This is a genomic window from [Anoxybacillus] calidus, assembly GCF_013760845.1.
Classification (GTDB): Bacteria; Bacillota; Bacilli; order Bacillales; family Anoxybacillaceae; genus Paranoxybacillus; species Paranoxybacillus calidus.
The window spans coordinates 93,915-113,682 of record NZ_JACDUU010000004.1 but is presented as its reverse complement, the minus strand read 5'-3'; the positions used below and the strand labels follow the sequence as shown (position 1 = coordinate 113,682).

At 41.1% G+C, this 19,768-nt stretch carries 18 protein-coding genes; 17 read left to right on the top strand and 1 reads right to left on the bottom strand.

Going from position 1 to position 19,768, the window contains the following annotated elements:
* The first annotated feature begins 8 nt into the window (after positions 1-8).
* Positions 9-2,423, top strand: coding sequence for a phenylalanine--tRNA ligase subunit beta (gene pheT / locus HNQ85_RS09505; protein ID WP_181537518.1), 2,415 nt, complete (start codon positions 9-11; stop codon positions 2,421-2,423).
* Positions 2,424-2,459: 36 nt separating this feature from the next.
* Here pheT and rnhC read toward each other — a convergent pair whose 3' ends face one another.
* Positions 2,460-3,383, bottom strand: a complete 924-nt coding sequence (rnhC, locus tag HNQ85_RS09500) for a ribonuclease HIII (protein WP_181537517.1) — start codon at positions 3,381-3,383, stop codon at positions 2,460-2,462.
* 120 nt (positions 3,384-3,503) lie between these two features.
* On the opposite strand from rnhC, the gene zapA reads away from it, so the two are divergent.
* The 16 genes from zapA to ssuD all read left to right on the top strand — a co-directional run bounded on the left by zapA (position 3,504) and on the right by ssuD (position 19,718).
* The gene (gene zapA / locus HNQ85_RS09495) at positions 3,504-3,779 is read left to right on the top strand and encodes a cell division protein ZapA (RefSeq protein WP_181537516.1); all 276 of its coding nucleotides are present in this window, start codon (positions 3,504-3,506) and stop codon (positions 3,777-3,779) included.
* Complete coding sequence (locus tag HNQ85_RS09490; RefSeq protein WP_181537515.1) at positions 3,772-4,311, top strand: CvpA family protein; 540 nt, start codon at positions 3,772-3,774, stop codon at positions 4,309-4,311. Before zapA ends, HNQ85_RS09490 begins: the two co-directional genes overlap by 8 nt.
* Positions 4,312-4,506: 195 nt before the next feature.
* On the top strand, positions 4,507-6,228 hold the full coding sequence (gene polX, locus HNQ85_RS09485; RefSeq protein WP_181537514.1) for a DNA polymerase/3'-5' exonuclease PolX: 1,722 nt from the start codon (positions 4,507-4,509) through the stop codon (positions 6,226-6,228).
* A gap of 26 nt (positions 6,229-6,254) precedes the next feature.
* The gene (locus tag HNQ85_RS09480; protein WP_181537513.1) at positions 6,255-8,612 is read left to right on the top strand and encodes an endonuclease MutS2; all 2,358 of its coding nucleotides are present in this window, start codon (positions 6,255-6,257) and stop codon (positions 8,610-8,612) included.
* Between the two features lie 16 nt (positions 8,613-8,628).
* Positions 8,629-9,036, top strand: a complete 408-nt coding sequence (locus HNQ85_RS09475; RefSeq protein WP_181537512.1) for a DUF350 domain-containing protein — start codon at positions 8,629-8,631, stop codon at positions 9,034-9,036.
* A gap of 196 nt (positions 9,037-9,232) precedes the next feature.
* Positions 9,233-10,900, top strand: coding sequence for an AMP-binding protein (locus tag HNQ85_RS09470; protein WP_181537511.1), 1,668 nt, complete (start codon positions 9,233-9,235; stop codon positions 10,898-10,900).
* A 136-nt stretch (positions 10,901-11,036) separates the two neighbouring features.
* Positions 11,037-11,618, top strand: a complete 582-nt coding sequence (locus tag HNQ85_RS09465; RefSeq protein WP_181537510.1) for a TetR/AcrR family transcriptional regulator — start codon at positions 11,037-11,039, stop codon at positions 11,616-11,618.
* A gap of 66 nt (positions 11,619-11,684) precedes the next feature.
* Positions 11,685-12,458, top strand: coding sequence for an enoyl-CoA hydratase (locus HNQ85_RS09460; RefSeq protein WP_181537509.1), 774 nt, complete (start codon positions 11,685-11,687; stop codon positions 12,456-12,458).
* 79 nt (positions 12,459-12,537) lie between these two features.
* Entirely contained in the window at positions 12,538-13,311 is a 774-nt protein-coding gene (locus HNQ85_RS09455; RefSeq protein WP_181537508.1) for an electron transfer flavoprotein subunit beta/FixA family protein, read from the top strand.
* Positions 13,312-13,362: 51 nt separating this feature from the next.
* On the top strand, positions 13,363-14,340 hold the full coding sequence (locus HNQ85_RS09450; RefSeq protein WP_181537507.1) for an electron transfer flavoprotein subunit alpha/FixB family protein: 978 nt from the start codon (positions 13,363-13,365) through the stop codon (positions 14,338-14,340).
* 284 nt (positions 14,341-14,624) lie between these two features.
* Complete coding sequence (gene trxA / locus HNQ85_RS09445) at positions 14,625-14,939, top strand: thioredoxin (protein ID WP_181537506.1); 315 nt, start codon at positions 14,625-14,627, stop codon at positions 14,937-14,939.
* Between the two features lie 379 nt (positions 14,940-15,318).
* Positions 15,319-16,086, top strand: a complete 768-nt coding sequence (locus tag HNQ85_RS09440; protein WP_181537505.1) for an ABC transporter ATP-binding protein — start codon at positions 15,319-15,321, stop codon at positions 16,084-16,086.
* A gap of 20 nt (positions 16,087-16,106) precedes the next feature.
* Complete coding sequence (locus tag HNQ85_RS09435; RefSeq protein ID WP_181537504.1) at positions 16,107-17,126, top strand: aliphatic sulfonate ABC transporter substrate-binding protein; 1,020 nt, start codon at positions 16,107-16,109, stop codon at positions 17,124-17,126.
* Positions 17,119-17,973, top strand: a complete 855-nt coding sequence (locus HNQ85_RS09430) for an ABC transporter permease (protein WP_181537503.1) — start codon at positions 17,119-17,121, stop codon at positions 17,971-17,973. Before HNQ85_RS09435 ends, HNQ85_RS09430 begins: the two co-directional genes overlap by 8 nt.
* A 52-nt stretch (positions 17,974-18,025) precedes the next feature.
* Positions 18,026-18,574, top strand: coding sequence for an NADPH-dependent FMN reductase (gene ssuE, locus HNQ85_RS09425; protein WP_181537502.1), 549 nt, complete (start codon positions 18,026-18,028; stop codon positions 18,572-18,574).
* Positions 18,575-18,593: 19 nt separating this feature from the next.
* Positions 18,594-19,718, top strand: coding sequence for an FMNH2-dependent alkanesulfonate monooxygenase (ssuD, locus tag HNQ85_RS09420; protein WP_181537501.1), 1,125 nt, complete (start codon positions 18,594-18,596; stop codon positions 19,716-19,718).
* Positions 19,719-19,768: the final 50 nt, after the last annotated feature.

The window sequence follows — 19,768 nt, the reverse complement described above, 5'->3', positions numbered from 1 at the left end:
GTAATGGAATGTTAGTATCGTATAAATGGCTGCAAGAATACGTTGATTTAACGGGAATTACAGCAAAAGAATTAGCCGAGAAAATTACAAAAAGCGGCATCGAAGTCGAAACGGTCGAAGTGTTAAACAAAGGTGTAAAAGGTGTTGTCGTGGGGCATGTGCTTGAGCGCGAGCAGCATCCGAATGCCGATAAATTAAGCAAATGTTTAGTTGATATTGGCGAAGGAGAGCCGGTACAAATCATTTGTGGTGCACCGAACGTGGCGAAAGGACAAAAGGTAGCCGTTGCGAAAGTTGGCGCGGTATTGCCTGGTAACTTCAAAATTAAGAAAGCAAAGCTTCGCGGCGAAGAATCACATGGTATGATTTGTTCGCTGCAAGAGCTTGGCATTGAATCAAAACTTGTCGCAAAAGAATATGCAGACGGCATTTTTGTCTTTCCAAGCGATGCGCCTGTCGGGGCAGATGCATTAGAGCTATTAAACTTAGACGATGAAGTGTTAGAGTTAGGCTTAACACCAAACCGTGCCGATTGCTTAAGCATGATTGGTGTTGCTTATGAAGTAGCAGCGATTTTAGGACGAGAAGTGAAGTTGCCAACCGTTGAACTTCATGAAACAAGCGAAAACGTTGCCGATTATATTTCCGTGAAAGTGGAAGCAACGGAAGACAATCCATTATATACAGCGCGTGTGGTGAAAAACGTGAAAATCGGTCCGTCTCCGTTATGGATGCAGACGCGCTTAATGGCAGCTGGCATTCGTCCGCATAACAACGTTGTCGATATTACGAACTATATTTTGCTTGAGTACGGCCAGCCGCTTCATGCCTTTGACTATGACCGCCTCGGTTCAAAAGAAATTTTAGTGCGCCGCGCGAAAGCAGGCGAAAAAATCGTCACGCTTGATGATGTGGAAAGAACACTAACCGAAGACCATCTCGTTATTACAAACGGAACAGAGCCGGTTGCCCTTGCCGGTGTGATGGGCGGAGCTAACTCGGAAGTACAAAATGATACAACAACGGTATTAATCGAATCGGCTTATTTCACAAGTGCAACGATTCGTAAAGCGTCTAAAGACCATGGTTTGCGCAGTGAAGCAAGCACGCGCTTTGAAAAAGGTATCGACCCGGCGCGTACAAAAGAGGCATTAGACCGTGCTGCGGCATTAATGGCCGAGTATGCAGGCGGTGAAATTGTCAGCGGTGTCACCGAAGTGAATACGTTAAAACAAGAAGAAATTGTTGTTACGATTACCCTTGACCGCATCAACGGGGTGTTAGGAACAGCGATTACAAAAGAAGAAGTAGCAACGATTTTAACTAACTTAAAATTTGCGTTTACGGAAGATAATGGAACGTTCACAATCACAGTTCCATCACGCCGTCGTGACATCTCAATTCCAGAAGACATTATCGAAGAAGTGGCAAGATTATACGGCTACGATAACTTGCCAACGACATTGCCGGTAGCGGAATCACAGCCTGGTAAGTTAACACCTTATCAAGCAAAACGCCGGAAAGTGCGCCGTTATTTAGAAGATGCAGGACTTTTCCAAGCGATTACGTACTCTTTAACAAGCGAGGAGAAAGCAACGAAATTCGCGTTAGAGACGGCGGAGCCAATTCGCTTAGCGATGCCGATGAGTGAGGAACGCAGCGTGCTTCGTCAAAGCTTAATTCCTCATTTGCTTGAGGTCGTAAGCTATAATCGTGCGCGTCAAATCGAAAATGTCGCAGTGTATGAAACAGGAGCAGTGTATTTAGCAAAAGAGGCGCATGAACTTCCAGAAGAAAAAGAACGTTTGGCCGGAGCAGTCACGGGCGTATGGCACGCGCATTTATGGCAAGGCGAGAAAAAAGCGGTTGATTTCTATGTCGTCAAAGGAATTTTGGATGGATTATTCAACTTGCTTGGCTTAGAAAATCGCATTGAATACAAACAAGCAAAACGCGACGGTATGCATCCTGGTCGGACAGCGGATATTTTGCTTGACGGGAACGTCATTGGTTTTGTCGGACAGTTGCATCCAAGCGTGCAAAAAGAAAATGATTTAAAAGAAACGTATGTATTTGAGCTGGCATTAACCGACTTACTTCACGCCGAAGTTGAAGAAATTCGTTATTCAACGATTCCGCGCTTCCCATCGATGACGCGCGATATCGCTTTAGTTGTTGATAAAGATGTCATCGCAGGCGATATTCAAAAAGCAATTGTCGAAGCGGGCGGAGAACTGTTAAAAGAAGTAACGATTTTCGACGTGTACCAAGGCGACCGCTTGCCAGAAGGTAAAAAATCAATCGCGTTCTCACTTCGTTATTTCGATCCAGAGCGGACATTGACAGACGAGGAAGTAACAAAAGTTCATGAACAAGTAATAAAAGAAGTGGAAGAAAAATTTGCGGCAACGTTAAGAAGCTAATACAAAGAAAGGTGTGGTTCCATGAACCACACCTTTCTACATGTTCGCTAATTTTTTCGCCTTTTCTGTATTGGCAAAATGGAGCTTTGCATATTTGTTTAACGCGGAAAGCCCTTTTGTTTTGATTAACTTTGCAGCTGCGATATCCACTTGTGTGCCAGCTCCTTTTGGAAGCTCTATCCCCGCTTGGTGACTTAAGGAATCCATTGCTTTTAAAAACGCATAGCGGGCAATAATGGAGGCAGCGGCAACAGCAAGATGCAGTCCTTCTGCCTTTGTACTGAAATAGACAGATTCCTTTACAATCGTCTTTTTTCCTTTTAAATAATTATAATAAGTAGATGATTCAACAAACTGGTCGATTAAAATGGCATCAGGGCGGGCAGGGGCAATTTTGTCCAGAAGTTGAATAATTGCTTGATTGTGCAAGAGCGCCTTCATTTTTCCTTGTGACATTCCGCTTGCTTGCAGCTGATTATATTTTTCATTATGCAATGTGAACAAGCTGTATGGGATTTCTTTAATAAGCTGTTTGGCAATTAGACTAATTTTCTCATCGGTGAGCGTTTTCGAGTCTTTTACACCAAGTTGTTGCAGCACAGGAATTTTTTCCTTACTAACGTATGTGGCAACAACCGTAATTGGACCGAAATAATCTCCTGTTCCGACTTCATCCGAGCCGATAATAGATAAGGATGAAAAATTGGCAGGAAGATTCGTAGAATGACTTTTTGCTAATGATGGTTCCGCGCTTTCTTTTTCTTGCCATCGTGCGGCTTCCTGCTCGGCTGCTTTTCCTTGAAATAATACTTTTCCGGATTTGTAGGCAGTAATCGTGCAATCAGGAAGTTTGGCGGTAAACAAGGCACCGTTTGGAATTTTATCAAGTAAGAAAGCATAATAATATCGTTCCATTTCTTTCATGACGAATTCGGTCGCTTTGATAACTGTATTCGACAAAATGTTCAACCCCTATATAAATATATATATCTTATCATAACGATTTATCTCATATCTTTCCATACTATCATGATTCGTGTTATCATAAACATTAGGACTTTTATGAATGGGGGAAGCAATTTGTCAGAGCAGCAAAAAGTACGGATAAACGTTGAGATATATGGGCAGCAATATACCATTGTTGGTACGGAAAGCTCCAGCCATATCCGTTTAGTTGCGTCGATTGTTGACGATAAGATGCGGGAAATTAGCGCGAAAAATCCCCATCTCGATATTAATAAACTAGCTGTGTTAACCGCTGTTAATATTGTTCACGATTATTTGAAATTAAAAGAAGATTATAATCGACTATTACATGATATAAAAAAAGAAAAGGATGAACGACTCAATGATTGACTTAATTTTGCTTTTCATCCTTTTAACAGGATTTATGATTGGATTAAAACGTGGCTTTATTTTACAGTTTATTCATATGACAGGTTTTATTGTCGCGTTTATTGTTGCTTATATGAATTATGAAAACCTCGCACCAAGATTAAGACTATGGGTCCCTTATCCTTCTTTCGGCGATCAAGAAACAATGAAGATGATTATTGAAGGTGCTAACCTTGACGAAGCATATTATCGTGCGGTTGCTTTTGCGATTTTGTTCTTTGCGACGAAAATTTTGATGCAAATAATTGGTTCGATGCTTGATTTTGTGGCTCAGCTGCCGCTTTTGCGCAGCGTGAACCGATGGGCGGGTGGAGCGCTCGGTTTTATCGAGATTTACTTAATCGTCTTTATTGTTCTTTACATAGGAGCGCTTATTCCGATTGAAAGTTTACAAACACAGCTCCAAGATTCGTTTATGGCCAGTATTATTGTTAAACATACCCCATTTTTATCGCATATGCTTGAAAACATGTGGATTAAATATATGGCGTAAAAGAGGCTGTCGCATAAGGGTCTGACCTCGTGCACAAATCATGATATATAGCGTATTTATCCAATGTTATATACTATATATGATGGATTGTGGAGTCTGACCCCTTGCTTTGAGACAGGCCTCTTTTTTGTACTTTTTTATCAAAACTTGTATCATTTTTCATAGTGAATCGTATAGGTAGGTGTTTAAAAGCGGATGGTGAAAAATAAAAAAGATGTCATTAAGCTGTTAGAAACGATTGCTTTATATATGGAAATCAAAGGAGAAAATCCGTTTAAAATTGCTGCGTTTCGCAAAGCTGCAGCTACTCTTGAAAATGACGAACGCAGTTTGACAGATATAGATGATTTGACAGCGCTGCCGGGAATCGGAAAAGGAACGTCAGCGGTTATTGTGGAGTTTATAAAAACAGGGCAGTCAACTGTTTTAGAGGAATTGCAAAAAGAAATTCCAGCTGGACTGTTTCCATTGTTAAAGATTCCGGGACTCGGCGGGAAGAAAATTGCCAAACTATATAAAGAGCTCGGAATCGTTGATATTGAATCCTTAAAAGCTGCATGTCTAGAAAATAAAGTACAGGCTTTGTCCGGATTTGGGAAAAAGACGGAAGAGAAAATTTTAGCGGCTATTGAGGAAATTGGCTCCCGCCCGGAGCGGCTGCCGCTTGCTGTGATGCTGCCGATTGCCGAGGGAATTGAGAGGCAGCTTGCAGAAATCGAAGGAATCATTCGTTTTTCCCGCGCTGGCAGCCTGCGTCGTATGCGGGAAACGATTAAAGATTTAGACTTTATTATCGCGACGAATGAGCCACAAAAAGTGCGCAAACAGCTATTAACGTTAGAACGCGTATCGGAAATCATCGCGAATGGCGAAACAAAGGTGTCATTGCAGCTTAGCTATGAATATGAAGTCTCCGTTGATTTTCGTTTAGTAACACCTGAGCAATTTGCTACGACATTACACCACTTTACAGGCTCAAAGGAACATAATGTGCGGATGCGGCAAATTGCGAAGGAACGAGGAGAGAAAATTAGTGAATACGGTGTTGAAAACGTTGAAACAGGAGAAATCATTACGTTCGAAAATGAGGCGCAGTTTTTTGCACATTTTCATCTTCCGTATATTCCGCCAGAACTTCGCGAAGACGGAAGCGAAGTAGAACGCTATCAATCAGACTATCCTCTTATTGAGCTTAGTGATATTAAAGGGGATTTGCATATGCATTCTGCATGGAGTGACGGCGCTTTTTCGATTGAGGAAATGGCGGAAGCTTGCCGCAAAAAAGGATATAAATATATGGCGATAACCGATCACTCGCAGTTTTTAAAAGTGGCGAATGGCTTAACGGTAGAACGGCTAAAGAAACAGAGGGAAGAAATTCAGCGTCTCAATGAGAAATATGATAATTTTACCATTTTAGCAGGTGTCGAAATGGACATTTTACCGGATGGGACGCTAGACTATGATGATGAAGTATTAGAGGAGTTGGATATCGTTATCGCCTCGATTCATTCAGGATTTTCCCAGCCTCGAGAAGTCATTATGCAGCGTTTAAAAGCAGCGCTAATAAATCATCATGTCGATATTATCGCTCATCCAACGGGACGTCTCATCGGCCGTCGCGATGGTTACGATGTCGATATCGATATGCTCATTGAATTAGCAAAAGAAACGAATACCGCGCTTGAGCTGAATGCGAATCCAAACCGTCTTGATTTGGCATATGAACATTTAAAAAAGGCACAAGACGCCGGAGTGAAAATTGTTATTAATACAGATGCGCATAATCTCGATATGCTCGAAGATATGAAAATAGGCGTCGGCATCGCCCGCAAAGGCTGGATTCGTAAAGAAACGGTGTTGAACGCTTTAGAATTGGACGAACTGCGAAATTTTCTTAAACGCCATCATTGTTAATACTACAAACATGGAGGTTTTCATTGGTGCAACAACGAATTTTAAAAGTGTTAGAGTTTGACAAAGTAAAAGAACAGTTAATGGAACATGCAGCTTCATCATTGGGAAGAGAAAAAACTGAAAAGCTCGTTCCGTCAGCCGATTTTGCTGAAGTGGTAAAATGGCAGGAGCAGACGGATGAGGCTGTTACGATTTTGCGGTTACGGGGCAATGTTCCGCTTGGCGGGATTTTTGACATTCGCGCAAGCGTCAAAAGAGCGAAAATCGGTGGAACGCTAAGTCCTCATGAACTGCTTGACGTTGCGAGCACGATTTATGCAAGCAGACAAATGAAAAAGTTTATTGAGTCATTAAGCGATGAAAATGTGGAGCTTCCGCATTTATCGCAATATGTTGAACAAATGGTGGCTTTACCGGAAGTGGAGCAGGCGATAAAAAATTGCATTGATGATTATGGAGAAGTATTAGATCATGCCAGTGACCGCCTGCGTTCGATTCGCCAGCAGCTGCGGAGTACAGAAGGAAGAATTCGCGAAAAGCTTGAGAGCATGATTCGCTCTTCATCGGCACAAAAGATGTTATCTGATGCCATTATTACGATTCGCAATGAACGCTATGTGATTCCAGTAAAACAAGAATACCGCAGCGCTTACGGCGGTATTGTGCATGATCAATCTTCATCAGGTGCAACATTATTTATCGAGCCGCAGGCGGTTGTTGATTTAAACAATCAGCTGCAGGAAGCGCGCGTGAAAGAAAAGCAAGAAATTGAACGAATTTTAATTGAACTGACCGAAAAAGTGGCAGAACATGCAGATACTCTTCTCATCAATGTTGAAGTTCTAGCAGAGCTTGATTTTATTTTTACAAAAGCGAAATATGCCCGGAAAATCAAAGCAAGCAAACCGCTCATGAATGACCGTGGATATATTCGCTTGCGTAAAGCACGTCATCCGCTCATTGCGCCAGATGTTGTCGTGCCGAATGATATTGAGCTGGGCAAAGATTATACAACAATTGTTATTACCGGTCCGAACACAGGCGGTAAAACGGTTACGTTAAAGACGATAGGATTATTTACGTTAATGGCGCAGGCGGGGCTGCAAATTCCTGCGTTAGATGGTTCAGAATTAGCCGTTTTTAACGCTGTTTATGCTGATATTGGCGATGAGCAGTCAATTGAACAAAGTTTAAGTACGTTCTCTTCTCATATGGTCAATATTGTGGATATTTTACGAAAAGTGGACAATAACAGCTTAGTTCTATTTGACGAGCTTGGAGCAGGAACCGATCCACAAGAGGGAGCAGCTTTAGCGATTGCTATTCTTGACGAAGTGTATCAGCGGGGGGCGCGTGTCGTTGCAACAACGCATTATCCAGAGCTGAAGGCATATGGATATAACCGAAGAGGGGTTATTAACGCAAGTGTTGAGTTTGATATTGAAACATTAAGTCCAACATACAAATTATTAATCGGCGTTCCGGGACGAAGCAACGCCTTTGAAATTTCCAAACGGCTCGGTTTGGATGAACGAATCATTGAACGCGCAAAAAGTCATGTAAGCTCGGAAAGCAATAAAGTCGAAAATATGATTGCTTCACTTGAATACAGCAAAAAACGCGCTGAAGAAGAATGGAAGGAAGCGGAAGATTTTCGAAAAGAAGCAGAAAAGCTTCATAAAGAATTGCAGCGACAAATTATTGAATTCAATGAAAAGCGTGATGAATTGATCGAGGAAGCAAAACGGAAGGCAGCAGAAATTGTGAAAGCGTCTCAACAAGAAGCGGAGAAAATTATTAGCCAATTACGACAAATGCAAAAAGAAAAGCTCGCTGAAATTAAAGAGCATGAATTAATCGAGGCGAGAAAACGATTAGAAGAAGCTGCTCCGAAGCTGGAGGAGAAGAAAAAAGCGAAGAAAGCAAAAGCCTCTCAACATCAATTCCAGCCTGGTGATGAAGTAAAAGTGATTAACTTGAATCAAAAAGGCCATTTAATTGAAAAAGTTTCTGATGATGAGTGGCAAGTGCAAATCGGTATTTTAAAAATGAAAGTAAAAGAGGAAAATCTCGAATATATCGGAACGCCAAAACCAGTAGAAACAAGACCGTTAGCGACGGTAAAAGGAAAAGACTATCACGTTAGTCCTGAACTTGATTTGCGCGGGGAACGTTATGAAGATGCTCTTGTTCGTGTTGAAAAATATATTGATGATGCCCTTTTGGCTGGATATCCACGCGTATCCATTATACACGGAAAAGGAACAGGGGCTCTGCGTAAAGGAGTTCAAGAATTTTTGAAAAACCATCGTTCTGTAAAAAATATTCGCTACGGAGAAGCGACAGAAGGCGGTACCGGTGTCACTATTGTTGAATTAAAATGATGAAGGAGAGAATGCGATGAGCTCCTTTTGGGAAAATGAAATCGTGAAAGTAGCAGCAAATTTTAGCGTAGCCGTTTTATGTATCATCGTGTTTTTAGCTGTTTTTGAATTAGTCACAAAGTACAAAAACTGGGAAGAAATTCAAAATGGTAACGTTGCTGTGGCGATGGCGACAGGCGGAAAAATTTTTGGCATTGCTAATATTTTTCGCTACTCAATTGGCCAACATGATTCGCTAGTGGCGATGATTGGTTGGGGGGTTTACGGTTTTGTACTTTTATTGGTAGCATACTTTATTTACGAATTTCTCACTCCAAAATTTAATATTGATCATGAAATTGAAAAAGATAACCGAGCTGTTGGATTTATTTCCATGGTGATTTCTATCGGATTATCATTTGTAATTGGCGAAGGAATTCAATAGAGGGTGGAAAGATGGAAACATTAGCAAAAGTGCTGTTTGTATTATGCGGGATATTTTTCGTCATTGGTGTTATATACTTAATGTTTTTTGTATGAGGGTGTCTAAAAAAGACATCCTTCTTTTTTATTTTAAAAATCAAAGGAATATAATACAATGATAAATAATCAGAATTATCGAAATTGAAGGAGGGATATTAATGAATAAACCATGGTTAGCTCACTATCCTTCACAAATTCCTCATACGATTGATTATCCAAACAAGACGTTGCAGCAATTTTTACAAGAGGCAGCTTCACAATTTCCAAATAAAATAGCTATTCACTTTTTAGGAAAGGAATTAACATTTCAGGAAGTATATAAACAAGCATTAAAACTGGCTAACTATCTTGTGAAACTTGGATTAAAAAAAGGCGATCGTGTTTCCATTATGTTACCGAATTGTCCACAAGCGGTCATTAGTTATTACGGAGTGTTGTTTGCAGGGGGAGTTGTCGTTCAAACGAATCCGTTATATACCGAAAGAGAGTTAGAGTATCAATTAAAAGACAGCGGGGCAGAAATATTAATTACCTTAGATTTGCTTTATCCAAAAGCAGTTAAAATGAAAGCGATAACAAACCTAAAGCATTTAATTATTACCAGTATTAAAGATTACTTGCCTTTTATAAAAAAGCTTTTTTATTCGCTCGTTCAAAAGAAACAACAACAAGTCATTGTAAAAGTAAAAGAACAAGAGGATCAGCATTTGTTCTCGAGTGTCATGGCTTTTTCGGAAGCAAAAGAAATGGAAGTGGATATCGATCCTGTAGAGGATATCGCTTTATTGCAGTATACAGGGGGAACGACAGGATTCCCAAAGGCAGCGATGCTGACTCATCGAAATTTAATTGCCAATACGGTCATGGGTGCATATTGGATGTATCAATGTGAAAAAGGAAACGAGTCGATTTTAGGAGTTTTGCCTTTTTTCCATGTGTATGGTATGACAGCAGTGATGAATTTATCGATCATGCAAGGATATAAAATGATTTTACTTCCAAAATTTGATCCAGAAACAACATTAAAGACCATCCAAAAATTAAAACCAACATTGTTTCCAGGTGCCCCAACGATCTACATTGCTTTATTGAATCATCCAAAACTGAAAAATTATGATTTATCTTCCATCAAAGCATGTATTAGCGGCTCTGCTCCTTTACCTGTGGAAGTACAGGAAAAGTTTGAAACGGTTACAGGTGGAAAGCTGATCGAGGGATATGGTTTAACAGAAGCTTCACCAGTAACGCATGCTAATTTTCTATGGGATGGGGAACGTGTAAAAGGAAGTATTGGAGTACCATGGCCTGATACGGAAGCAAAAATTATATCATTAGAAACAGGTGAAGAAGCAAAGATAAACGAAATCGGTGAACTTGTCGTGCGCGGTCCTCAGATAATGAAAGGGTATTGGAATCAGCCGATCGAGACAGAAGCAGTATTGAGAGATGGATGGTTGTACACTGGAGATCTAGGGTATATGGATGAGAGAGGATATTTCTTTATTGTTGATCGGAAAAAGGATATGATTATAGCAAGCGGCTATAACATTTATCCGCGTGAAGTGGAAGAAGTGCTATACGAACATCCGAAAGTTCAAGAAGCGGCTGTCATTGGTATCCCTGATGTGTATCGTGGGGAAACGGTCAAAGCGTTCATCGTATTAAAACAAGGAGAAGAATGTACAAAGGAAGAACTGGATCATTTCGTGAGAAGTCGATTAGCAGCATATAAAGTGCCGCGAATTTATGAATTCAGAAAAGAATTACCAAAAACAGCAGTAGGAAAAATATTGCGGCGGGTGTTAATAGAGGGAGAGAAAAAATGATCATGAAGAGCCTGCCATATTTTCTTCATAGGCTCTTTCTTTTAACGTATTTTATATCTTGACAAGATAGAAAGGGGATTTTTAAAATAAAAACATGAATGATTATTCATTCATTTTTTGAAAGGGAGAATGTATGTTGAAAAAGAATAAACCAAAATATAAGCAAATTATCGAAGCAGCAGTCATTGTCATTGCGGAAAACGGTTATCATCAAGCACAAGTTTCAAAGATTGCTAAACAGGCGGGGGTAGCTGACGGAACGATCTATCTTTATTTTAAAAACAAAGAAGATATTCTTATTTCATTATTTCAGGAAAAAATGGGAAGTTTTATCGAAAAAATTCAAAAAGAAATAGAAGGAATCTCAAGTCCGACGGAGAAGTTATATGTGTTGGTAGAAAAACACTTTCAATTGTTAGCAGCTGATCGTCATTTGGCCATTGTTACCCAGTTAGAATTACGTCAATCGAATAAAGAACTTCGTTTAAGAATTAACGAAGTGTTGAAAGGATATTTGAAAGTCGTTGATGGTATTTTAATTGAGGGAATTGAAAAAGGCGAGTTTCGCAAAGACTTGGATATCCGATTGGCAAGACAGATGATTTTTGGGACGATTGACGAAACTGTTACAACGTGGGTAATGAATGAACAAAAGTATGACTTGGTTGCGCTAGCCAAGCCGGTTCATCAGTTGCTTACAAAAGGGTGTTCTGCCTAACGAATGTTTCTTGCGTCTGTTGATGCACAAGAATCGTTGACAACATAGGGGAGGGAGAAGCGAAATATGGAATTTTTCAAGGTCAATACGGAGGAGTTTGTTGCTACCATTTCCATTTCACGTCCTCCAGCTAATGCTTTATCATCGGGGCTTTTAAAAGAGCTTGCAATCATTCTCGATCGGTTAGAGAACGATGAAAGTGTTCGTGTGATTATTCTGCATGGGGAAGGTAGATTTTTTTCCGCAGGTGCGGATATTAAAGAATTTACGACAATCGAATCCGAAGAGAAAGCGACAGAACTTGCTCTTGCCGGCCAGCAAGTCATGGAGCGGATTGAGCAGTTCACTAAGCCGATCATTGCAGCGATTCACGGTGCAGCGTTAGGTGGTGGTTTGGAGTTAGCAATGGCCTGCCATATTCGCCTCGTTACTGAAAATGCCAAATTAGGATTGCCTGAATTGCAGCTTGGATTAATTCCAGGTTTTGCAGGAACGCAGCGCTTAACTCGTTATGTCGGCTTAGCGAAAGCGGCAGAAATGATGTGGACAACCGAGCCGATTACTGGCAAAGAAGCTGTACAGTGGGGACTAGCCAATCGCGTCGTTTCTGAGGAGCAGCTATTGGAAGAAGCGAAAACACTAGCACAAAAAATCGCGCAAAAAAGTCCAGTTTCAGTAAGCGCTACCATTGAATTGCTGAATGCTGCAAAAGCAACAGCGTTCCATGAAGCGGTTCAACAGGAAGCGGAGCTTTTCGGTAAAGTATTTACATCTGAAGATGCAAAAGAAGGAATTCAAGCTTTCATTGAAAAGCGGACAGCGCAATTCAAAGGAAAGTAATTATATATATTTTTTTACTATAATTTTACAGAAAATTTTAAACTGAATAAATGTTCGTTAAAAATAGGAGGGGTATTACATGAACATTTTCGTACTAATGAAACGCACATTTGATACAGAAGAAAAAATCGTTATTAACAATGGTGCAGTGAGTGAAGATGGAGCTGAATTTATTATTAACCCATATGATGAATATGCAATTGAAGAGGCTATTCAAGTACGCGATAAGCATGGCGGCGAAATTACAGTTGTTACTGTAGGGAACGAAGAGGCGGAAAAAGAATTGCGTACAGCGTTAGCAATGGGGTGTGATAAAGCTGTGTTAATCAATATTGAAGATGATGTAGAAGAAAGTGATCAATACACAACAGCAAAAATTCTTGCTGAATATTTAAAAGACAAAAATCCAGATTTAATTTTAGCTGGTAATGTTGCGATTGATGGTGGTTCAGGACAAGTCGGACCACGTGTTGCAGAATTGCTTGGCATCCCTTATGTGACAACGATTACAAAGCTGGATATTGACGGCAGTAAAGTAACGGTTGTTCGTGATGTTGAAGGGGACGAAGAAATTATTGAAACATCACTTCCTTTATTAGTTACTGCCCAACAAGGGTTAAATGAGCCACGTTATCCGTCGTTACCAGGCATTATGAAAGCAAAGAAAAAACCGCTTGAAGAGCTTGAATTAGATGATTTAGACCTTGAAGAAGACGATGTCGAGGCGAAAACGAAAACAATCGAAATCTTCTTGCCACCGAAAAAAGAAGCAGGAAAAATTTTGCAAGGGGAATTAGTAGACCAAGTTAAAGAACTTGTATCTCTTTTACACACAGAAGCAAAAGTAGTATAAACGTTATACCTTATTGAGACATCAATTCATTTCATACGGGGGGATTAAACAATGGCACGCAAAGTCATTACATTAGCTGAAGTTCGTGATGGTTCATTAAGAAACGTGTCTTTTGAAGCAATTGCTGCAGCAAAAACGATTGCTGAAGGCGGCGAAGTCGTAGCGGTATTAGTTGGTGAAAGCGTTCAAGCTTACGCAAACGAATTAATTTATTATGGCGCTGATCGCGTTGTAGTCGTAGAAAACGAAAAGTTAAAGAATTATACATCCGACGGGTTTAGTCAAGCGTTAATGGCGGTCATTGACGCGGAAAAACCGGAAGGAATTGTGTTTGGTCATACGGCGTTAGGAAAAGATTTATCACCAAAAATTGCAACAAAATTAAATTCTGGGCTTATTTCTGATGTAATCAATGTTGAAGAAGCAGGCGGAAATCTTGTGTTTACAAGACCGATTTATTCTGGAAAGGCATTCGAAAAGAAAATCACAACCGATGAACGCATTTTCGTGACAGTGCGCCCAAATAACATTCCTGCGCTAGAGCGTGATGAATCACGTACAGGAAATATATCAAACTTATCTGTTGATATTAAAGATTTGCGTACAATCGTAAAAGAAATCGTCCGTAAAACAGTTGAGGGTGTCGATTTATCAGAGGCAAAAGTGATCATCGCTGGCGGTCGTGGCGTAAAGAGTGAAGAAGGTTTCGAACCGTTGAAAGAGCTCGCAAATGTATTAGGCGGTGCAGTCGGAGCTTCACGCGGTGCATGCGATGCCGGTTATTGCGACTATTCGTTGCAAATTGGACAAACGGGTAAAGTCGTTACCCCAGACCTTTATATTGCGTGCGGAATTTCGGGTGCGATTCAACACTTAGCGGGTATGTCTAACTCTAAAGTGATTGTTGCAATTAACAAAGATCCAGAAGCGAACATTTTCAAAGTAGCGGATTATGGTATTGTCGGCGATTTATTTGAAGTGGTGCCGCTGTTGACAGAGGAATTCAAAAAATTAAAAGTTCATTCATAACGTTTTCTGTCTAAGAAGCGAGCAGAGTTTTTCATGACTCGGCTCGTTTTTTTTGGCTAATCAGAAGCGTAGCTCGAGATGTAGCTAAGGCTTTCATAAGGTCACGAAAGGAGAAAACTTGATATAAGCGAAGTTAGCCCGAACAGTCGGCAATCAACGAATTTCCTTTAGCATAATTATGACCTTGCAGGAAATATTAGTAGCGAAACAAAAAATTAGCGTCTTAAACAATTAAATGATATACTTTGCTTACACCAATTAAGTAATGAATAGGAGGAATTATAATGGCGATTGTAAGTGCAACTGATCAAACGTTTGCGACTGAAACGAAAGAGGGGGTTGTATTAGTCGACTTCTGGGCTCCTTGGTGCGGACCGTGCCGAATGATCGCTCCTGTTTTAGAGGAAGTAGATCAAGAAATGGGAGACAAAGTAAAAGTAGTAAAGGTTAACGTTGATGAAAACCAAGAAACTGCAGCAAAATACGGCGTAATGAGCATCCCAACTTTGTACGTTTTCAAAAACGGCGAAGTTGTAGATAAAGTAGTCGGTTATCAGCCAAAAGAAGCGCTCGTTCAATTGCTGCAAAAACATGTATAATGGCTGGCGGGAAAACGGTTTGATAAAATGGGGTTCAGACGATAAGTCTGAATCCCATTTTGTTTCATTAAGCGCATAAAGGGGTTTAAATAAAAGAATATTAAAAATAGTAAAAAATGATTGACTGACCAAAAAAAATCATTTATAGTAATATCTAACAAAACCGATAAAAAAAGTAGGAATAAAGTTCAGGAGACTGATCGGACATACCGAAGGTCCTTAATCACATGGAATCACCATGGATTGAGGACCTTTTTTAGTCCTATTAAACAAAGTTTTCCTATCGGAATAAAATAAATAAATTAAACTCGGAATACAAGTTTTTTAGATGATTGAAATATGGAAAATCAGATGAAAGATGATAAAGGGGGAATAGCTTTTGACTGTACATATTCGTGTAAGGGAGAAGTCGTTCAAAAAAGGTCAGACTGCCGTTCAGGTTCTTCGTGATATCCGTTTGGAGCTGGAAGATGGGGACTTTATAACCATCATTGGTCCAAGCGGCTGCGGAAAAAGCACTTTACTGAAAATTATTGCTGGGCTCGACACGGATTATGAAGGGACGGTTGAAATCGGTGGACTTCCTGTCGTAGGACCGGGAACGGATCAGGGCTTTGTTTTCCAAGAGCACAGGCTGTTTCCATGGTTGACGGTTGAGGAAAATATTGCAGCGAATCTATCCCTGAAAGATCCAGAAATCCGCAAAAGAGTCGATGAACTGATTCACATTGTTCGATTGAAAGGGTTTGAAAAAGCTTATCCAAAGGAGTTATCGGGGGGGATGTCGCAAAGAGTGGCGATTGCTAGGGCGCTGTTAAGAGAACCAAAAATATTATTATTGGATGAACCTTTTGGTGCACTAGACGCGTTTACAAGAAAGCATCTGCAAGATGTTCTTTTGGAAATATGGAGAAAAAAACGCATCACGATGGTTTTGGTAACCCATGATTTGGATGAATCTATTTATCTTGGCAATCAGGTCGTGATTATGAAGACAAAACCAGGATCTATCAGCAGAATCATTCCGATTGAATTACCTTTTCCACGGCAGAGAGCTCATCCACTGTTCCAGGAAATGAGACAAAAGGTTTTGAAAGAGTTTGAGACAGCGGACGAACTGCCTCTTATCGAGGGGCTTGGAATCTAGCATTGAGGAGGGATTTAGGGATGCGCAAAGGATTTGTTTTTGTCTTTATCATTGGCTTTGTTTGGATTTTTTCTGGTTGCAGCAGCTGGGATGCTGGTGGGGCTAAAAAGGAAGCAGAAAATATCACCATTCATATAGGAATTCAACAGAGTCTCGGGCCGCTTCTATTAGCGAAAGAAAAGGGATGGTTTGAAAAAGAATTCAAAAAAGAGGGAGTAAAAGTCAAATGGACCGAGTTTCAAAGCGGACCGCCTCATTTTGAAGCGATGGCCTCTAATAATCTTGATTTCGGGGTGGTGGGGAATTCTCCTGTTATTTCCGCCCAGGCCGCAAACATCGCTTTTAAAGAAATTAGCAAAAGCTCCGATGGATTAAAAGGAGATGCTATTCTCGTTCCAAAAGGAAGCAAAATCAAGGATTTGAAAGATTTAAAAGGAAAGAAAATTGCGGTGGCAAAAGGAAGCAGTGGATTCAATTTTTTATATGAAGCACTTGAGCATGCCGGATTGAAAGCGTCCGATGTGGAAATGATCCAACTGCAGCCGGATGAAGCCCAAGCGGCTTTTGACACCCGCAAAGTGGATGCTTGGGCCATTTGGGAGCCGTATATCTCCTATGAAACAATTAAAAACAAAGCGAAGGTGCTGGCGGATGGAGAAACACTGAATGTTTATTCGCCAGGTTTTATCATTGCACGCTCCGATTTTACGGAGGAACATCCGGACTTAACCGTTCGATTTTTAAAAGTGTATGAAAAAGCACGCCGTTGGCAGAATGAGCATTTTGACGAGGCGGTTTCTATTTATGCGAAAGCGAAGAAGCTGGATGAGAAAGTGGTCGCACGTTCGTTGCGCAACAACCCGCCGTTAAATGAGCCGATTACAGACGACATTATCAAGGCCCAGCAAAAAACCGCCGATTTTCAATATTCACAAAAAGTGATCAAAACGAAAATTGATACAAGTAAAGTGGTCGATAACCAATATATTAAAAAAGCATTGCAGGAACTAAAGAAGGAGGGGGAAGACAAAAATGGCTAAAACAACGATTACAGCAGAACAGCCAAAATTCCGAAAGGAATCGGTGAGAAGACCCACTGTTTTGAAAGACGACGGATTTAAAGAGAGTTTGAAAAGAAGAGTGGCAGGGCTTATCTTACCTTTCCTCCTATTTGCTATCTGGCAGATCATCGGCTCGCTCGGATTCGTTTCTAAAACAGTGTTACCGACGCCATCAGATATTGTGATGGCCTTTAAGAATTTGGTTGTTTCCGGAGAGCTATTTACCCATTTGAAAATCAGTGTTCTCCGAGCAGCAGCAGGATTTATATTGGGAGCGGGGCTAGGGCTTGCAGCAGGTATAGCCGTTGGTTTTTCGACCAAAACGGAAGGTGTGCTAGACCCGAGCCTACAGATGTTGCGGACGATTCCTCATCTGGCAGTTGCGCCGCTCTTTATCTTATGGTTTGGCTTCGGAGAAGCGTCCAAAATTTTATTAATCGCCAAAAGTGCGTTTTTCCCGATTTATGTGAATACGTTTCTTGGCATACGCGAAGTGGACGCAAGGTTGTTTGATGTAGCACGGATTCTCGATTTCAGCAAATGGAAGCAAATAAAGCTGCTCATCCTACCTTCCGCTCTTCCCAATATCTTATTGGGCATTCGTTTATCCCTCGGAGCTGCGTGGCTAGCGCTGGTTGTTGCTGAGTTGATGGGGTCGACAGAAGGAGTGGGCTATATGATGATGGATGCCAGACAGTTTAGCAATACTGATATTGTTTTTGTCGGGATTATCATTTTCGCAGCGGTCGGAAAATTGACAGATTCGTTTGTTCGCTTATTGGAAACACGCTTACTCAAATGGCAGGATACCTATAATGGTAGATAAAACGAGCTCTAGCTTCCTTTACGGTTTAATAATAAAAAGGAGTGGGTTGAAAATGTCGAATATTGTGTTGATTTCCGGAAGTCCATCTCCAAATTCCAAAACGGCTTCGATTGCCAAATGGTTGCAAAAGGAGCTAATCGAAAGAAACCATCGCGCCGATTTGATAGAGGTGCGTGAGTTGCCGGCGGAGGACTTACTCTATGCCAATTTCAAAAGCTCGACTATTGCCCATACTCATGCATTGATTAAGGCTGCAGACGCGATCATCGTTTTAAGCCCTGTCTACAAGGGAAGCTACACCGGAATTTTAAAGGCCTTTCTTGATTTGCTGCCAGAAAAGATTTTTGCTGGAAAGATTGTGGCGCCAGTTTTGACTGGGGGAACGATCGCTCATCTTCTATCTATCGAATACGCCTTTAAGCCGATTTTTTCACTGTTGGGGGCAAGAGAGATTTTGCATGGAGTATTTATTTTAGATACGAACGTTCAATGGAATGAAAAAGGTGACGTTTTTTTAGCTAAAGAGGTAGAGGAAAGAATTCAACACAGCTTAGAGGATTTGTTGAAAGCAACAGAAAGAAAAGAATTTCCAACGATTTAGTTAGAAAGGAGTAGGAAAAATGGAAATCTTGTGGTTTATTCCTTCACATGGTGACGGTCGATATCTCGGAACAACAAAAGGAGGTCGCTCAGCTGAATATAGCTACTTCCGTCAAATTGCACAAGCTGCTGATCGTCTTGGGTATAAAGGAGTTTTAATTCCCACGGGAAAATCCTGCGAAGATCCGTGGTTGCTGGCGGCAGCATTGGCTGCGGAAACGGAACAGTTACATTTCCTTGTTGCTGTCCGTCCAGGTTTAATGTCTCCTACACTTGCAGCAAGAATGGCTTCAACGCTCGACCGGATTTCTGGCGGACGTCTACTTATCAATGTGGTAGCTGGAGGAGATCCGGTTGAGCTTGCAGGTGACGGACTGTTTTTGAACCATGATGAACGTTATGAAGCGACAGACGAATTTCTTACGATTTGGAAAAAGCTGTTGAACGGTGAGGAGGTCACATTTGAAGGCCGTCATTTAAAAGTGAAAGGAGGAAAGCTTTTATTCTCTTCTGTACAAAAGCCATATCCTCCGATTTATTTTGGTGGATCATCTCCTGCGGGACAGCTCGTGGCGGCGAAGCATTCGGATGTATATTTAACCTGGGGGGAACCGCCAGAACAGGTGGAAAAGAAACTTTCAGAAGTGAAAAAACTTGCTGAAGAGCAAGGAAGAACGATCGAATTCGGCATACGGCTGCATGTAATTGTTCGGGAAACCGAAAAGGAAGCATGGGAGGCCGCTGAACAATTAATTCGATATGTGGATGCAAAAACGATTCAAGAAGCGCAACGAGTATTTTCCCGCTACGATTCTGTGGGGCAGCAGAGAATGAGACAGCTCCACAATGGAAATAGGGAGTCTTTGGAAATCAGCCCGAATTTATGGGCGGGTGTCGGCCTTGTGAGAGGAGGAGCAGGGACGGCTTTGGTGGGAGATCCGGAAACCGTGGCAAAACGCTTGCTGGAATATCAGAAAATGGGGATTAATCGTTTCATCTTATCTGGCTATCCGCACCTAGAGGAGGCATACCGGGTTGCCGAACTATTATTTCCACTCCTGCCGCTGGATCATGGAAAGAAGAAAGAGATCGTTCAAGGAGAAGTTATTGGCAATGAATTTTTCCCTTCATTTATTAAAGTGTGAACAAAAGCAGAGGGGCTGACCCATAAGTGTCTGACCTCAAGTGCAATCCA